The sequence below is a fragment of the Aeromonas jandaei genome, from assembly GCF_037890695.1.
GTDB lineage: Bacteria > Pseudomonadota > Gammaproteobacteria > Enterobacterales > Aeromonadaceae > Aeromonas > Aeromonas jandaei.
This window is the reverse complement of record NZ_CP149571.1, coordinates 1,322,243-1,336,009: the sequence shown is the minus strand read 5'-3', so window position 1 is coordinate 1,336,009 and position 13,767 is coordinate 1,322,243. Positions and strand designations below refer to the sequence as shown.

Genomic DNA, 13,767 nt, shown 5'->3' with positions numbered 1-13,767 from the left:
CATGATCGGAATCGTAGTGGTCTCTCACAGCGCCATGCTGGCGGCCGGTTTGAAAGCGCTGGCCGACCAGCTCGGCAGCCCGGCCAGATTGCTGCTGGCGGCCGGGGTCGATGACCCCGACCACCCCATCGGTACCGACGCCATCGCGGTGATGAGTGCGATTGAAGAAGCGGACGACGGCAGCGGCGTGCTGGTGCTGATGGACTTGGGCAGTGCCCTCTTGAGCGCCGAGACCGCCCTCGAACTGCTGCCCCCGGAGCTGAGCGCACGGGTGCGACTCTGCCCCGCCCCGCTGGTCGAAGGTACTCTGGCCGCCGTGGTGGCGGCCGGTTCCGGCCTGACGCTGGATGAAGTGGCCGCCGAGGCGCTCGGCGCGCTGGGCCCGAAACAGGCGATGCTGCCTGCCAGCGCGGCGCAGGCCGCCACCGAGACAGCCCCCGTTGCCGACGACGGCTGGCTGCGCTGCGAGGTGGTGGTGGATAACCCCCACGGCCTGCATGTGCGCCCCGCCGCCCGACTGGTGGCCGCTCTCAAGCCCTTTGCCGCTGAACTCAAGCTGCAAAAGGGGGACAAAGAGGCCAATCCCCGCAGCCTGACCCGGCTCGCCATGCTCAACGTGCGTCAGGGCGACCAGCTCACCCTGCTGGCGCGCGGCGAGGATGCCACCGCCGCACTGACCTGCTTCCAGCAGCTGGCCGCCGAGCGCTTTGGCGACTGACGCAACTGTTTCAAGGGGCTGCACTCGCTCGCTGAGCCTGTGCAGCTTCATTCAAGACGAAGGAGTCCCCGGCACTGCCGCCCCTTCGCCCCGATTCTTAATTCATAAAGAGAGAGGGATAAAATATGGACCGCATTATCATCAGCCCCAGCAAATACGTACAAGGCAACGGGGCCCTCGCCAATATCGGCAACTACGTCAAGGCGCTCGGCAGCAAGCCGCTTATTCTGGCTGACGCCTTCGTCACCAAGCTGGTAGGCGATACCGTGGCCACCAGCTTCCACGGCGCGGGGATCAAGCCGGAGTTCGACTGCTTCAACGGCGAGTGCTCCCGCCCCGAGATCGACCGCCTGCTGGCCCGCTGCCAGCAGACCCCGTTTGACGTCATCATCGGCATCGGCGGCGGCAAAACGCTGGATACCGCCAAGTCGGTCGCCTTCTACCAGAAGGTGCCGGTGGTCATAGTGCCCACCATCGCCTCCACCGATGCCCCCACCAGCGCGCTGGCGGTCATCTACACCCCGGAGGGGCAGTTCAGCGAATACCTGATGATCCCGACCAACCCCAACATGGTCATCATGGATACCGGCGTGGTCTCCCGCGCCCCGGTGCGGCTGTTGGTCTCCGGCATGGGGGATGCGCTCTCCACCTACTTCGAGGCGCGCGCCAACAAGGTTTCCGGTTGCCAGACCATGGCCGGTGGCGCCTCCACGCTGGCGGCGCAGGCCATCGCCGAGCTCTGCTACAAGACTCTGCTGGCCGATGGCTACAAAGCCAAGCTGGCGGTAGAGCAGGGGCTCTGCACCAAGGCGGTGGAGAACATCATCGAGGCCAACACCTACCTGAGCGGTATCGGCTTCGAGAGCAGCGGGCTGGCCGCCGCCCACGCCATCCACAACGGCCTGACCCAGCTCGCCGAGTGTCACCACCTCTATCACGGTGAGAAAGTTGCGTTCGGTACCCTGGTGCAGTTGGTGCTGGAGAATGCGCCGATGGCGGAGATTGAAACCGTGCTGGGCTTCTGCCGCTCGGTGGGCCTGCCGACCAACCTGCATATGATGGGGGTCAAGGAGCTGGATATGGCGCGCCTGATGGAGGTGGCCAAAGCCTCCACCGCCGAGGGCGAAACCATCCACAATATGCCGTTCAAGGTCACCGCCGAGGATGTGCTCGCGGCCATCGTCACCGCCCACCAGCTGGGGCTGTAACCACGCCACCACTGACCTGCCATATAAAAACGGCCCCGCATCTGCGGGGCCTTTTCATTTTCTGCAGGCCGGTTCGCAACGGCTCGCCGTCAGCCGTGATAGTCGGCGGGATCGATCTCGAGCAGCTTGAGCCGCCGCCAGAGGGTGGTACGGCTGATGCCAAGATGCTGGGCCATCTGGCTCACCTGCCCCTTGCAGGCGTGAGCGCAGCGCAAGATGGCTTGCCGCTCCAGCTCCGCCAGCGTGAGCAGCGGTTGTCCCACCACCTCGTCGGCCACCCGCTGATAGCCGTGCCGAATGGCGGCGGGCAGCGCCTCGGGCGGGATCGGCCCCTGACCGGCATGAAGCAGCGCATGCTCGACGGCGCTGCGCAGCTCCCCCAGATTGCCGGGCCAGGGATAGGCGAGCAGACAATCGAGGGCCGCCGGACTGAACTGGCGCACCGGCTCGCGCCCCTGCGCCGCCAACTGCTGGCTGATAAGGCCCGGCAGATCCGCCGCGCGCTCCCGCAGCCCCGGCAGCCACAGCTCGCACGCCTGCAAGGCATAGAGCAGCTGGCGGCCAAACAGCCCCTCCTGCACCAGTTGTTCCAGCGGGGCGCTGCTGGTGGCGATGATCCGCACCTTGAGCGGCAGAATGCGGGCCGAATCGAAGCGCTGGATGCGGCCGGTCTTGAGCAGTTGCAGCAGCGCCGCCTGCATGGGGGCAGAGAGGCACTCCACCTGCTCCAGCACGAGCGTGCCGCCGTGGGCCAGCTCGAACTTGCCCGCCCGCTCCTGCCCCGCCTCATCGGAGCCCATCAGCTCCAGCGCCATCCGCTCGCTCGGCAGCGCCTTGCAGTTGAGGGTAATGAGCGGCCCGGCGGCCCGTTCGCTGCCAAAGTGGATCGCCTCCGCCAGCTGGGCCTTGCCCACCTCCTCCTCGCCGCGCAGCAGGATCGGCCCCTGACTCTGGGCCGCCTGGCGGGCGTAGCGCAGCAGCTTGCGCATGGCGCTCGATTCGCCCACCAGTGCCGACAGCTCGGGCACCGTCTGGCGCAACTGGTGAATGGCCCGCAGCCGATCGACCGGGTGCAGCAGGGCGATAAAGCTGACCCCCTCCGGCCCCGGCAACGGCTTGAGGCTCACCAGCGCATTGATGAACTCCCCCTCCTGCGCGCCGAGCCGCTCCAGCGTCACCTCCACATGACTCAGTGGCGTCTGCCCCCTGATGGCCAGCTGCAACCGCTGGGGCAACAGCAGGTGCTGCTCCAGCGGCTGGCCGAGGCAGAGCGCCGGATCAAGCCGCAGCCGTTGTGCCGCCAGCGCGTTGAGGTAGCGCAGCCGCCCCTGCGGATCCCAGGCCAGCACGCCGTCATCCATGCCATCGAGCAGGGCATAAAGCTCGCTCAGGTGGTGCTGGGACTCCTGCATCAGGGTCTCCATCTGCAGCAGATGGGCCAGCTCGCGCCCGGCACTGACGGTGAGCGCCAGATCGCCAGCGCTCGCCTCCTCTACCTTGCAGATCAAAGCGATGATGGCGACCTGACGGCCATTGCTGTTGTAGACCGGGCTGGCGCAGCTGTGCCAGGGGTGGAGGGTCTGGTTGAAGTGCTGGGGGCCGCTGACGCAGAGCGGCACTCCCTCCAGCGCCGCCAGATTGATAGCATTGGTGCCGATACGCCCCTCGCTGAAAAAGGCGCCGGGGCCAAACCCCAGCGCCGCCAGCTCGCGCAGGGTGTCGGGATGACCGGTCTGGGCTAGCAGGCAGCCGCTCTCGTCGGTGAGCAGCAGGGCGCAGGGGCGCCCCTCCATAAATTCGTAGAGATCTTCGAGGGCCATCTCGCCGGTGGTGAGCAGGTCGCGCTTGCGCTGGCGCAGGCTCTGCAAGGTCTGCCCCTTGGCGCTGTGGGGCGGATGCCAGAGGGTGGCACTGGTCTGGTGGGCGCAGCGCAGCCAGGATGCCTGCAGATAGTCGGGCCAAGCGAGCAGCGGCTGAAGGTCAGATGGCATGGTCACAGCAATATCCGGCAAGATGTGAGCCGACCATTTAACCACACCAGCGCGCCCGATTCAGTGACCTGCCTCAGAGGGTGGCCACCCCGCCCTGCTCCCGGTCGGGTTCACCGTCGGCAAACTGCTGGCCGAACCAGCGGCAGAAGGCGCTGGCACTCCTTAACTCTCCTGATGCACCTGCGGGGCCACGGTTTGAGTGTCATTGATTGGCTGCACTTATCCCTTTTATGGGAGATCGATCATTTGTTCGCCGCCGCGGCCACGGATAGTCTATTACTCAGCGCAATTGGATTAACAGCGCGGGTCACTCCCGGTCATTCAGCCACCGCAAAGAGAGCACTTAGCCAAGGAGTTTTTTGATGCCATCCCGACGCAACGTATTGAAACAGCTGGCGGCCATCGGTGCGCTGGCCGGGCTCGGCGACCTGCCCGGCAAAGCCTTCGCGGCCGACGGCGCTAACCCGGAAGAGAGCGCATTGGCGAGCGCCAACACGCCCTTTCATATGCCGGAAGAGTCGACGTTCCAGACCCGGGTCTGGGTCGCCTTTGCCGCCAGCGCTGCCATCTGGGGCCGCGACTACAAGGAGGTGCAGGCAACCATCGGCCGGCTGGTGCAGGCCATGGTGTCCTATACCCAGGTGAACGTGCTCTGCCGCGAAGCCGAACAGGCGCTGGCCCGCCAACTCTGTGGCGAGCAGAACACCCGCTTTATCGTCGCCGAGCTGGACGATATCTGGCTGCGCGATACCGGCGGCGTCTTCGTCCAGAACGGCGAAGGGGAGCTGGGGCTGGTGGATTTCAACTTCAACGGCTGGGGCGACAAGCAGGAGCACGAACAGGATGCGGGGGTGGCCGAGCTGGTCAGCAAGCAGGCTGATGCTCACTATCTGCAGAGCAAACTGACTGGCGAGGGGGGCGGCATCGAGGTAGATGGCAACGGCACCGCCATCCTGACCGAGAGCTGCTGGCTCAACAGCAACCGCAACCCGGGGGTGAGCAAGGCGCAACTGGAGGCGGAGCTGAAAGCCAATCTGGGGCTGCGCAAAATCATCTGGCTGCCGGGCATCAAGGGCAAGGACATCACAGATGCCCACGTCGACTTCTACGCCCGCTTTGTCCGCCCCGGGGTGGTGGTGGTCAATCTGGACAACGACCCGGAATCCCACGACTACGAGGTGACCCGCCAGCATATGGCCATCCTCAGGCAGGCCACCGATGCCGACGGCAACAAGCTGGAGCTGCATGTGCTGCCGCCCCCGCTCGATGGGCGGGACAACCGCTTTAGCCGCAGCCGCGACTTTGCCGCCGGTTATATCAACTATCTGCCGATCAATGGTGCGGTGATCGCCCCCGAGTTTGGCGACAAGGCCGCCGATAGCTACTGCCACGAGCTGCTGACCCGCCTCTACCCCGGCCGCGAAATCGTGCAGATCAATATCGATCCGGTCGCCGCCGGTGGCGGCGGCATTCACTGCATCACCCTCCACCAGCCCGCCTGATCCTCTCTTACCCACAAATAACCCGGGGCGTTGCCACGTCCCGAGTTATATCGCCAAGCCAAATCCCCCTCCCCTAGCCTGCCGCCGCGCAACATCTTGCCCAGCTATGCCATATATTGTGTCGCCTCTCTCACACTCCTGACTTGTTCAAGAAAGTGAGACCGGGTGGTGCTTTCCATTACTGCTTCTTGGGTGTATTTTTTCTCCGTGGCAAAAATAGAGCCAAAAGAGGATGTTGAGCGAATGCGTTCAGCATCAGAAACAAGCAGATAAAATTTTGATTTAAAATTCACTTATTCGTGAGTGTTATCAGCGTAACTCGGAGTTATATGGAAGACTTTATTAACGGATTAATGCCACTTTTCATCTGATTGCGCTGTTAGGGATGATTAGACAACTACAACTGGAGGAATGTATGGAAACCATAGTGAGAACAAAAAAAGAACTCGAGCAGGCGAAGGAATCCGGAGCAGAGATCATCTTTGTAAAAGGTGAGTTAGCAGATAAATTAAAGAGAGCGAAGAAAGTAGCACAGCTAAGCGGGGTTGCTCTTGCGGCATTAACCGCTGCTCTGGGAGCTGCCACGCTTACTGCTCCAGCAACAGGTGGAATATCTTATTTGGCGGCCGTTCCTGTTGCGGCATTAACAGGCGTAGAGATCGCAGCAATCATCGCGGCAGCATCACTTGGCATAGGGTTAATTGTGGCTATATTTATGGGCTATGAGGAAATTGAGTACTCAGAAGGTAGTTTAAAACTCAGGAAGAAACGGAAGGCATGAGTAAATTATATTCTAGTCGGTAGGTTCGATTAGCCGTCAGGCGTAATCGGACGTTCGCGTAAATTAATTCCCCGCTATAACGACCATCCATATTTCTCCTCTGCCAGATGCCGCTGATTCACGGAAACTCCGGGACGGCGGCATCTCGAGCGTCCGATCACGCTTCGCCAATCGAAGCGGCATGGGACGGCAATAAGCAAAAGAGCCGCCCTTATGGGCGGCTCCTGGCATCATCAGTTGATGGCTGAATCGTCTTGTTACCGAACCATCACTCGGCCTTGGGCGGTTCCACCGCGGCGGCCGCCGGTTGGTCATCTTCCTTGATCCAGGCATCCAGCAGGGTGTAACCCACCGCCAGCACCACGGGGCCGATAAAGAGGCCGATGATCCCCATCGCCAGCAAGCCGCCGATAACCCCCACCAGAATGAGGATGAGCGGCAGATTGGCGCCACGTTTGATCAGGAAGGGGCGCAGGAAGTTGTCCATGGTGCCCGCAAACAGTGACCAGACCAGCAGGAAGGTGCCCCAGGTGGTGTCGCCGCTCCAGTAGAGGTAGCCGATACAGGCCAGCAGCACCGGGAAGGGGCCGATCTGGGCGACAATCAGCAGGAACATCACCACCACCAGCACCATGGCGTAGGGGATACCGGCAATCAGCAGGCCGACACCGGCCACCGAGGATTGCACCAGCGCGGTCACCACCACACCCATGGCCACGGCACGGATCGCCTGGGAGGCCAGCACGGTAGCGTTGTCGCCCCGTTGCCCGGCCAGACGGTGGGCAAAGCGGCGAATGCCGGTCGCCACCACTTCACCGGAGTGGTAGAGCAGGCCGCAGATACCGACGGTCAGCAGGAAGTGAACGAACAGCAGCCCAAGATTGCCCGCCTGAGCGGCAAGCCAGCGGGCGGTCTGGCCAAAGTAGGGAGCCAGCTTGGCAAACAGCACCTGACCACCGCTCGCCAGAATTTGCTGCCAGAAGCCGTAGAGCTTGTCACCCACCAGCGGAATTTGTTGCAGCCAGAGCAGCTCCGGCGGCGGCGACTGGCTGATATTGGTGCCCAGCTCGATCAGCATGGGCGCCTTCTCCGCCACATTGGCCAGCGTCATAAAGAGCGGGATAACGAACATCAGCAGCAGCACCAGCGTCATAAAGAGGGCCGCCAGCGACCGTTTGCCCCACAGCACCCGCTGCACCATCAGCATCAGCGGCCAGGTGGCGATGGTGATCATGGTGGCCCACACCAGTGCAGGCAGGAAAGGCTGCAGCACCAGGAAACAGGAGATAATCAGGATGCTGAGAAACAGCACCCCCAGGGTTATCTTGGCCAAATCCACTTTTTTCATGTTCATAGGGTTTCCCTGTCAGGGCATCCGCCCCTGGGTCGAGAGTCTTGTTTCAAGAGAGATAGTATCCACCAGAGGCCAGCGCTCAACCAGAGCCCCAGCCCGAAAAAGAGCACAAACTGACCAAGCAGGATAGTGAGCGAACTACTGGTCAACAGCGGCAATACCCACGCGCCCGCCACCATCAGCAGCATGCCCGCCAGCACCACGGCGCCGGTCAGCCACGGGCAATAACCGTCGCGCACCAGCGTGACCCGCCCCCCGAGCCAGAGGCCCAGCGCCGCCAGCCCGATCCCGGCCAGATGAGCAGACTGGGCCAGGCCCGCACCAGCCAGTGCGGCGGCGACCAGCAATCCCCAGGCGGAGGTGCGCTGATCCAGCCGCCAATATGGGCGAGCCGCCAGCAGCAAGGCGCCGATCAGCAGGCCAACCGCCACATCGGAGATAAAGTGCACCCCGAGCCAGACCCGCGCCAGACCGGTGGTGAGGGCCAGCAGCAGCGCCAGCGAATAGGCCAGCCCACGCCGGGCAGGCCAGAGCCAGCCAAGCAGCGCGCCCCAGAACAGCAGGGCCGAGGCAGTGTGACCGCTCGGCATGCCAAAGCCCTGGGCACTGTGAGTCGCCAGTTCAGGTTGCAGATGGAAGGGACGCGGCCAGCCGATCCCCTCCTTGCTCGCCTGCACCAGCAAGCCAAGCCAGAGCATGGCAAAGAGCAGCTGACGCAGTCGCGGCCACCCCAGCAGCGGGAGCAGCAAAGGTATCAGGGCAAGCTGAAAGCCGCCTGAACCAAACAGATTGCTGACCGACAGCCACCAGACATCGGGCCCCAGCCACTGTTGCAGGCGCATCATCAGCGGGATCTCGGCCTGATGCAGCGCATTGCCCTGCGCCACGAAATCGGCCTGCCAGCGCACCTCGCTCTCGGGCAGTTCGCCAAGCCGGGCTTGCAGCCAGTCGAGCTGATCGGGGAAGCGGCGCTGCGCACGGGGCAGCTTGTCCACCGCGATCAAGCGGGCATTGAGGATCTCCCCGCCCAGATTGGGAGCCTGCAGCAGCGAGACAAAATCGGTGCCTTGCTGGGCGACGATAGGTTCCAGAGTGCGGCAGGCAAAAACCTGCGCTTTCTGCCAGCGGCCAAGATCCGCGACGACTTCGCCGCGCAGACCGGTCTCTTCATACAGCTCGCGCAGGGCCGCCTGTTCCGGTCGCTCGTCGCCATCTATGTAGCCGCCGCTCAGGCTGTAGCGGGAGGAGATGCGATCCTGCACCAGCAGCAGTTGATCCTGATGGCGGATGGCGCAGACTGCCGCCGTCGGTGCCGCCGGTTCGGCGCTCAGGGCTGGCAGAGCGGCAAACAGCGCCAGCAACAGTAAAAAGAGGGTTCTCGACATCAATTTGCTTTCCCTATGCACAATGGCGACAAGCCTCCCAGAAATCAGATAGTTGGGCAATGCTGGCGGCCTGTTCAGCGCTGATCCGGCCATGATGGCCGCACCGGGAAGATTGCGATGAGCGAGGGCACTCCCTACTATTGGCGGCTATCTTCAATGTCATGCAGCAACCGCTGGAGCCCTCCATGAGACAGTTCGGCTTTTTCCTCGGCATCGCCATCGGTGTCATCCTGATCCTGTTCGGCAGCATCGTCATCTTTCAGGCCCTGCCTGCGGCACTGGACGTGCTGGCGATGCCAAGCCGCATCCCGTTCGTGCGCGAGGTCTACACCTGGCTGATGACCAGCGCCAACGGCCTCACCGCCCAGCTGGAGCAGAACTTCCTGGAAGCGTTCCAGACCGTGCTCAAGCTGATCCTGCTCATCACCTTCATGTGGGTCTGCGTCAAGCTGGTCAACATGGGGGTACTGATTATCCGTGCCGGGGTTGACCTCATCCGCACCGCCATCGCCCACAGCGAAGGCAAGGAGGAGAAGAAAGTCGAACCGCAGGATCGCTTCTGAGCACCGACCTGACCGGCCAATTGCACTGAACGATGGCGCCCCGCAAGGGGCGACATCTTTTATGCAACATATGGCAGGCAATCTACCCCTTACGGCCAGATCCCCCGCTTTTCCCTTGTTAATCAGCAAACTGCCCATATGTTGCGTGGTCAGGACAACAGCAGGGCACGCCTTCGCTGCCGGCCGGTTTCTATCCAGCGGCCCGCCTCTGGTATAATCGACCACCCCTTTTCCCCGTTATGGAGCCGGTTCATGGCCAATCATCCGGAAAGCGCCCTTGAGGTTCGTCTCGACAAGTGGTTGTGGGCGGCCCGTTTCTACAAGACCCGCTCGCTGGCGCGGGATCAGATTGACGGCGGCAAGGTGCACTACAATGGTCAGCGCAGCAAACCGGGCAAACAGGTGGAAGTGGGTGCGCTGATCCGCTTCTGGCAGGGGCAGGATGAGCGGGAAGTGCGGGTGCTGGCCATCAGCGATCAGCGCAAATCGGCACCGCTCGCCCAGCAGCTCTATGAAGAGACCGCCGAAAGCCTGAAAAAGCGGGCCGAAAACAGCGAGGCGCGCCGCTTCAACAGCCAGTTTGCGCCGAGCCCGGAGCGTCGCCCCGACAAGCAGGAGCGGCGCCAGCTGCTCAAGGTCAAACAGTACTGACCGACCCCGATTTGATACCGGGCTGGCCGCAACCCCAGCCCGCCCGATTTACCTCACCGAAGAACCCAGGAACATATGATGAGCAACCAAGATCTGCTGTATCGCTATCTGTTTGAAGAGTACGAAGTACGTGGCGAGCTGGTCCAGCTGGATCACACCTACCGCCACGTGGTGGAAGCCCAGAACTACCCGGTGCAGGTGCAAAAACTGCTGGGCGAGCTGCTGGTCGCCACCAGCCTGCTGACCGCCACCCTCAAGTTTGAAGGTTCCATCACCGTTCAGCTGCAGGGCGATGGCCCGGTGCGTCTGGCCGTCATCAACGGTGACCACAACCAGCAGCTGCGCGGCGTGGCCCGCTTTGAAGGCGAACTGCCGAGCGACAACAAGCTGCAGAGCCTGATCGGCAACGGCCAGCTGGTCATCACCATCACGCCGGATCAGGGTGAACGCTATCAGGGCATCATCGCGCTGGACGCCGACACCCTGGCTGGCTGTCTGGAGCACTACTTTGCCCAGTCCGAGCAGCTGGCGACCAAGCTGTGGATCCGCACCGGTTACCACGAGGGCGAACCGCGCGCTGCCGGCATCATGCTGCAGGAGCTGCCCGCTCAGAGCGAGGATCACAGCAACGACTTCGAGCACCTGACCCAGCTCACCAGCACCATCAAGGATGAAGAGCTGTTCGGTCTGGAAGCCGAGGAGATCCTCTACCGTCTCTACCATCAGGACAAGGTGCGGGTGTTCGATCCGCAGGCGGTCGAGTTCCGCTGCACCTGCTCCCGCGAGCGCTGCGAAGGGGCCCTGCTGCAGATAGAAAAGGAAGAGGTGATGGATATGGTGCAGGAGCTCGGCAAGATCGACATGCACTGTGATTATTGCGGCGCCCAGTACCAATTTAATGGGATCGATGTCGAAACCCTGTTCAGCAGGGCTCCCGGCAATGATGCAAACAAGTTACACTAATTAAAGGCGGGCAAAACCCGCCTTTAACTTTAATAACAAAAAAACACCCTATTTTATAAAGTTTGATGGCGATCGCTAAACTCTACCACCTAAGTGATAGGATGAACGTCAGATAGAACCCTACAAACCTCTGAACCCAGGAGAATACAATGACAATCGTGGCAGAACCCACCCTGGCCCAACAATTAGGACTGGACCAGTACGGCATCAAAAACAGCCAGGAAATCGTTCGCAACCCCTCTTACGAGCAGCTTTTCGCGGAAGAGACTCGCCCTGACCTGGAAGGGTTCGAGCGCGGCGTCGTCACCGAACTGGGCGCCGTCAACGTCAACACCGGTATCTTCACCGGCCGCTCTCCGAAAGATAAATATATCGTCAAAGATGCCACTACCCAGGATACTGTGTGGTGGTCTGACCAGGGTAAAAACGATAACAAAGCGATTACCCCCGAAGTGTGGTCACATCTGAAAGGGCTGGTCACCAAACAGCTCTCCGGCAAGCGCCTGTTTGTGGTCGACGGCTTCTGCGGCGCCAACCCGGACACCCGCCTGGCCGTGCGCATCATCACCGAGGTGGCCTGGCAGGCACACTTCGTGAAAAACATGTTCATCCGCCCGAGCGATGAAGAGCTGAAAACCTTCAAGCCTGACTTCGTGGTGATGAACGGTGCCAAGTGCACCAACCCGAACTGGAAGGAGCAGGGTCTCAACTCCGAGAACTTTGTTGCCTTCAACATGACCGAGAAGATGCAGCTCATCGGTGGCACCTGGTACGGTGGCGAGATGAAGAAGGGCATGTTCTCCATGATGAACTACTTCCTGCCCCTGCGCGGCATTGCCTCCATGCACTGCTCCGCCAACGTGGGTCAAGACGGCGACGTGGCCATCTTCTTCGGCCTCTCCGGCACCGGCAAGACCACCCTCTCCACCGATCCCAAGCGTCAGCTGATCGGCGATGACGAGCACGGCTGGGATGACCACGGCGTGTTCAACTTCGAAGGCGGCTGCTACGCCAAGACCATCAAGCTCTCCGAAGAGGCCGAGCCGGATATCTACCACGCCATCCGCCGCGATGCGCTGCTGGAGAACGTGACCGTTGCTGCCGATGGCACCATCGACTTCGATGATGGCTCCCGTACCGAGAACACCCGCGTCTCCTACCCGATCTATCACATCGAGAACATCGTCAAGCCGGTCTCCAAGGCAGGTCACGCCACCAAGGTGATCTTTCTGACTGCCGACGCCTTCGGCGTGCTGCCCCCGGTCTCCAAGCTGACCAAGGAGCAGACCAAGTACCACTTCCTCTCTGGCTTCACCGCCAAACTGGCTGGTACCGAGCGCGGCATCACCGAGCCGACCCCGACCTTCTCCTCCTGCTTCGGCGCAGCCTTCCTCTCCCTGCACCCGACCAAGTACGGTCAGGAGCTGGTGAAACGGATGGAAGCGGCAGGTGCAGAGGCCTATCTGGTCAACACCGGCTGGAACGGTACCGGCAAGCGCATCTCCATCAAGGATACCCGCGCCATCATCGACGCCATCTTGGATGGCTCCATCGAGAAGGCCGAGACCAAGGTGCTGCCGATCTTCAATCTGGAAGTGCCGACTGCACTGCACGACGTGAACCCGGCCATCCTCGACCCGCGCGACACTTACGCCAACAAGGCCGAGTGGGATGCCAAGGCGCAGGATCTGGCCCAGCGCTTCATCAAGAACTTCGAGCGCTTCACCGATAACGACGAGGGCAAACGTCTGGTAGCGGCAGGTCCGCAGCTGTAACAGACCCCTTCGCATCAACGAGATGATGCCGGTCAGCCACGCTGACCGGCATTTTTGTCTTTGTGGAGTTCCGAACGCCGCCAGCCACGCCGCGGCGAGCCCCTAAACCTTGCCATGCCGAGTGTGACGGGGTAGATTCAGCCAAACTTTATACAATATACAATTTTGTAACGCCCAATCGTGACCCGACCATGACCCCACCCTACAAGACCCGAACCCAGATGGTGATGGAAAACCTCCGCGGCCGGATCCTCCGTGGGGAGTTCCCCGCCGGCGCCCCTCTGCGTCAGGATGCCATCGCCAAGGAGCTGGCCGTGAGCCGCATTCCGGTGCGGGAAGCCCTGATGCAGCTGGAAGCGCAGGGGCTGGTGAAATTCGAGGCCCATCGCGGCGCCGTCGTCACCATGCTGGACGCCGCAGCCATCGACGAGCTCTTTTATTTGCGAGCGCTGCTGGAAGCCGATACCCTGTTCCACGCCGTCGACAAGATGACGGAAGCCACCTTCGCCAAGGCGGAGGCCATCCTCGCCCAGTTTGATCACGCCCTGGAGTCAGGCACCCAGATCGAACACTGGGCCGAGTTGAACCACAGCTTTCACGCCACCCTCTATCAGGCAGCCGGTCGCCCCCAGGCACTTGAACTGATCGCCCAGATCAATCTGAGCTGTGACCGCTATGTCCGCTTCGAGCTGCTCTTTGCCACCGATGGCGTGGACAAGGCGGAGCGTGAACACGCCCAACTGCTGGAGCTGTGCCGCGCCCGGCGCAAGCACGAGGCAGTGGTGCTGCTCAGGCAGCATATCGAGGCAGCAGGCCAGTCGATCAAGCGGATCCTGGCTGGCGGCCACAAAAAATGAACACTCATAAAGCAACCAT

At 61.9% G+C, this 13,767-nt stretch carries 12 protein-coding genes; 9 read left to right on the top strand and 3 right to left on the bottom strand.

Annotated elements, in window-relative coordinates:
• The first annotated feature begins 1 nt into the window (after nt 1).
• Nucleotides 2-718 carry a dihydroxyacetone kinase phosphoryl donor subunit DhaM gene (gene dhaM, locus WE862_RS06460; protein ID WP_042032198.1) on the top strand — a complete coding sequence of 239 codons (717 nt, stop codon included), beginning with the start codon at nt 2-4 and terminating at the stop codon, nt 716-718.
• A gap of 125 nt (nt 719-843) precedes the next feature.
• Entirely contained in the window at nt 844-1,926 is a 1,083-nt protein-coding gene (locus WE862_RS06455; protein ID WP_042032199.1) for a glycerol dehydrogenase, read from the top strand.
• Nucleotides 1,927-2,015: 89 nt separating this feature from the next.
• On the opposite strand, the gene dhaR is transcribed toward WE862_RS06455, so the two are convergent.
• Nucleotides 2,016-3,917 carry a dihydroxyacetone kinase operon transcriptional regulator DhaR gene (gene dhaR, locus WE862_RS06450; RefSeq protein WP_042032292.1) on the bottom strand — a complete coding sequence of 634 codons (1,902 nt, stop codon included), beginning with the start codon at nt 3,915-3,917 and terminating at the stop codon, nt 2,016-2,018.
• Between the two features lie 362 nt (nt 3,918-4,279).
• Here dhaR and WE862_RS06445 point away from each other — a divergent pair, with 362 nt between their 5' ends.
• Together WE862_RS06445 and WE862_RS06440 are read left to right on the top strand one after the other, a co-directional pair.
• Entirely contained in the window at nt 4,280-5,419 is a 1,140-nt protein-coding gene (locus WE862_RS06445; protein ID WP_042032200.1) for an agmatine deiminase family protein, read from the top strand.
• Between the two features lie 415 nt (nt 5,420-5,834).
• Entirely contained in the window at nt 5,835-6,200 is a 366-nt protein-coding gene (locus WE862_RS06440; RefSeq protein WP_042032201.1) for a hypothetical protein, read from the top strand.
• Nucleotides 6,201-6,468: 268 nt separating this feature from the next.
• Here WE862_RS06440 and ydiK read toward each other — a convergent pair whose 3' ends face one another.
• A complete protein-coding gene (gene ydiK / locus WE862_RS06435) occupies nt 6,469-7,554 on the bottom strand; it encodes an AI-2E family transporter YdiK (protein WP_042032202.1) in 1,086 nt (361 codons plus the stop codon).
• Nucleotides 7,551-8,939 (bottom strand): phosphatase PAP2 family protein, encoded by a 1,389-nt coding sequence (locus WE862_RS06430; protein WP_042032203.1) that lies wholly within the window; start codon nt 8,937-8,939, stop codon nt 7,551-7,553. Before WE862_RS06430 ends, ydiK begins: the two co-directional genes overlap by 4 nt.
• Nucleotides 8,940-9,124: 185 nt before the next feature.
• On the opposite strand from WE862_RS06430, the gene WE862_RS06425 reads away from it, so the two are divergent.
• The 5 genes from WE862_RS06425 to WE862_RS06405 all read left to right on the top strand — a co-directional run bounded on the left by WE862_RS06425 (nt 9,125) and on the right by WE862_RS06405 (nt 13,748).
• A complete protein-coding gene (locus WE862_RS06425; RefSeq protein WP_042032293.1) occupies nt 9,125-9,502 on the top strand; it encodes a hypothetical protein in 378 nt (125 codons plus the stop codon).
• A gap of 252 nt (nt 9,503-9,754) precedes the next feature.
• Complete coding sequence (hslR, locus tag WE862_RS06420; RefSeq protein ID WP_033113739.1) at nt 9,755-10,153, top strand: ribosome-associated heat shock protein Hsp15; 399 nt, start codon at nt 9,755-9,757, stop codon at nt 10,151-10,153.
• A gap of 78 nt (nt 10,154-10,231) precedes the next feature.
• Entirely contained in the window at nt 10,232-11,116 is an 885-nt protein-coding gene (gene hslO, locus WE862_RS06415; protein WP_033113738.1) for an Hsp33 family molecular chaperone HslO, read from the top strand.
• A gap of 149 nt (nt 11,117-11,265) precedes the next feature.
• On the top strand, nt 11,266-12,891 hold the full coding sequence (gene pckA / locus WE862_RS06410) for a phosphoenolpyruvate carboxykinase (ATP) (RefSeq protein WP_041209673.1): 1,626 nt from the start codon (nt 11,266-11,268) through the stop codon (nt 12,889-12,891).
• Between the two features lie 191 nt (nt 12,892-13,082).
• Nucleotides 13,083-13,748, top strand: a complete 666-nt coding sequence (locus WE862_RS06405; protein WP_042032204.1) for a GntR family transcriptional regulator — start codon at nt 13,083-13,085, stop codon at nt 13,746-13,748.
• Nucleotides 13,749-13,767: the final 19 nt, after the last annotated feature.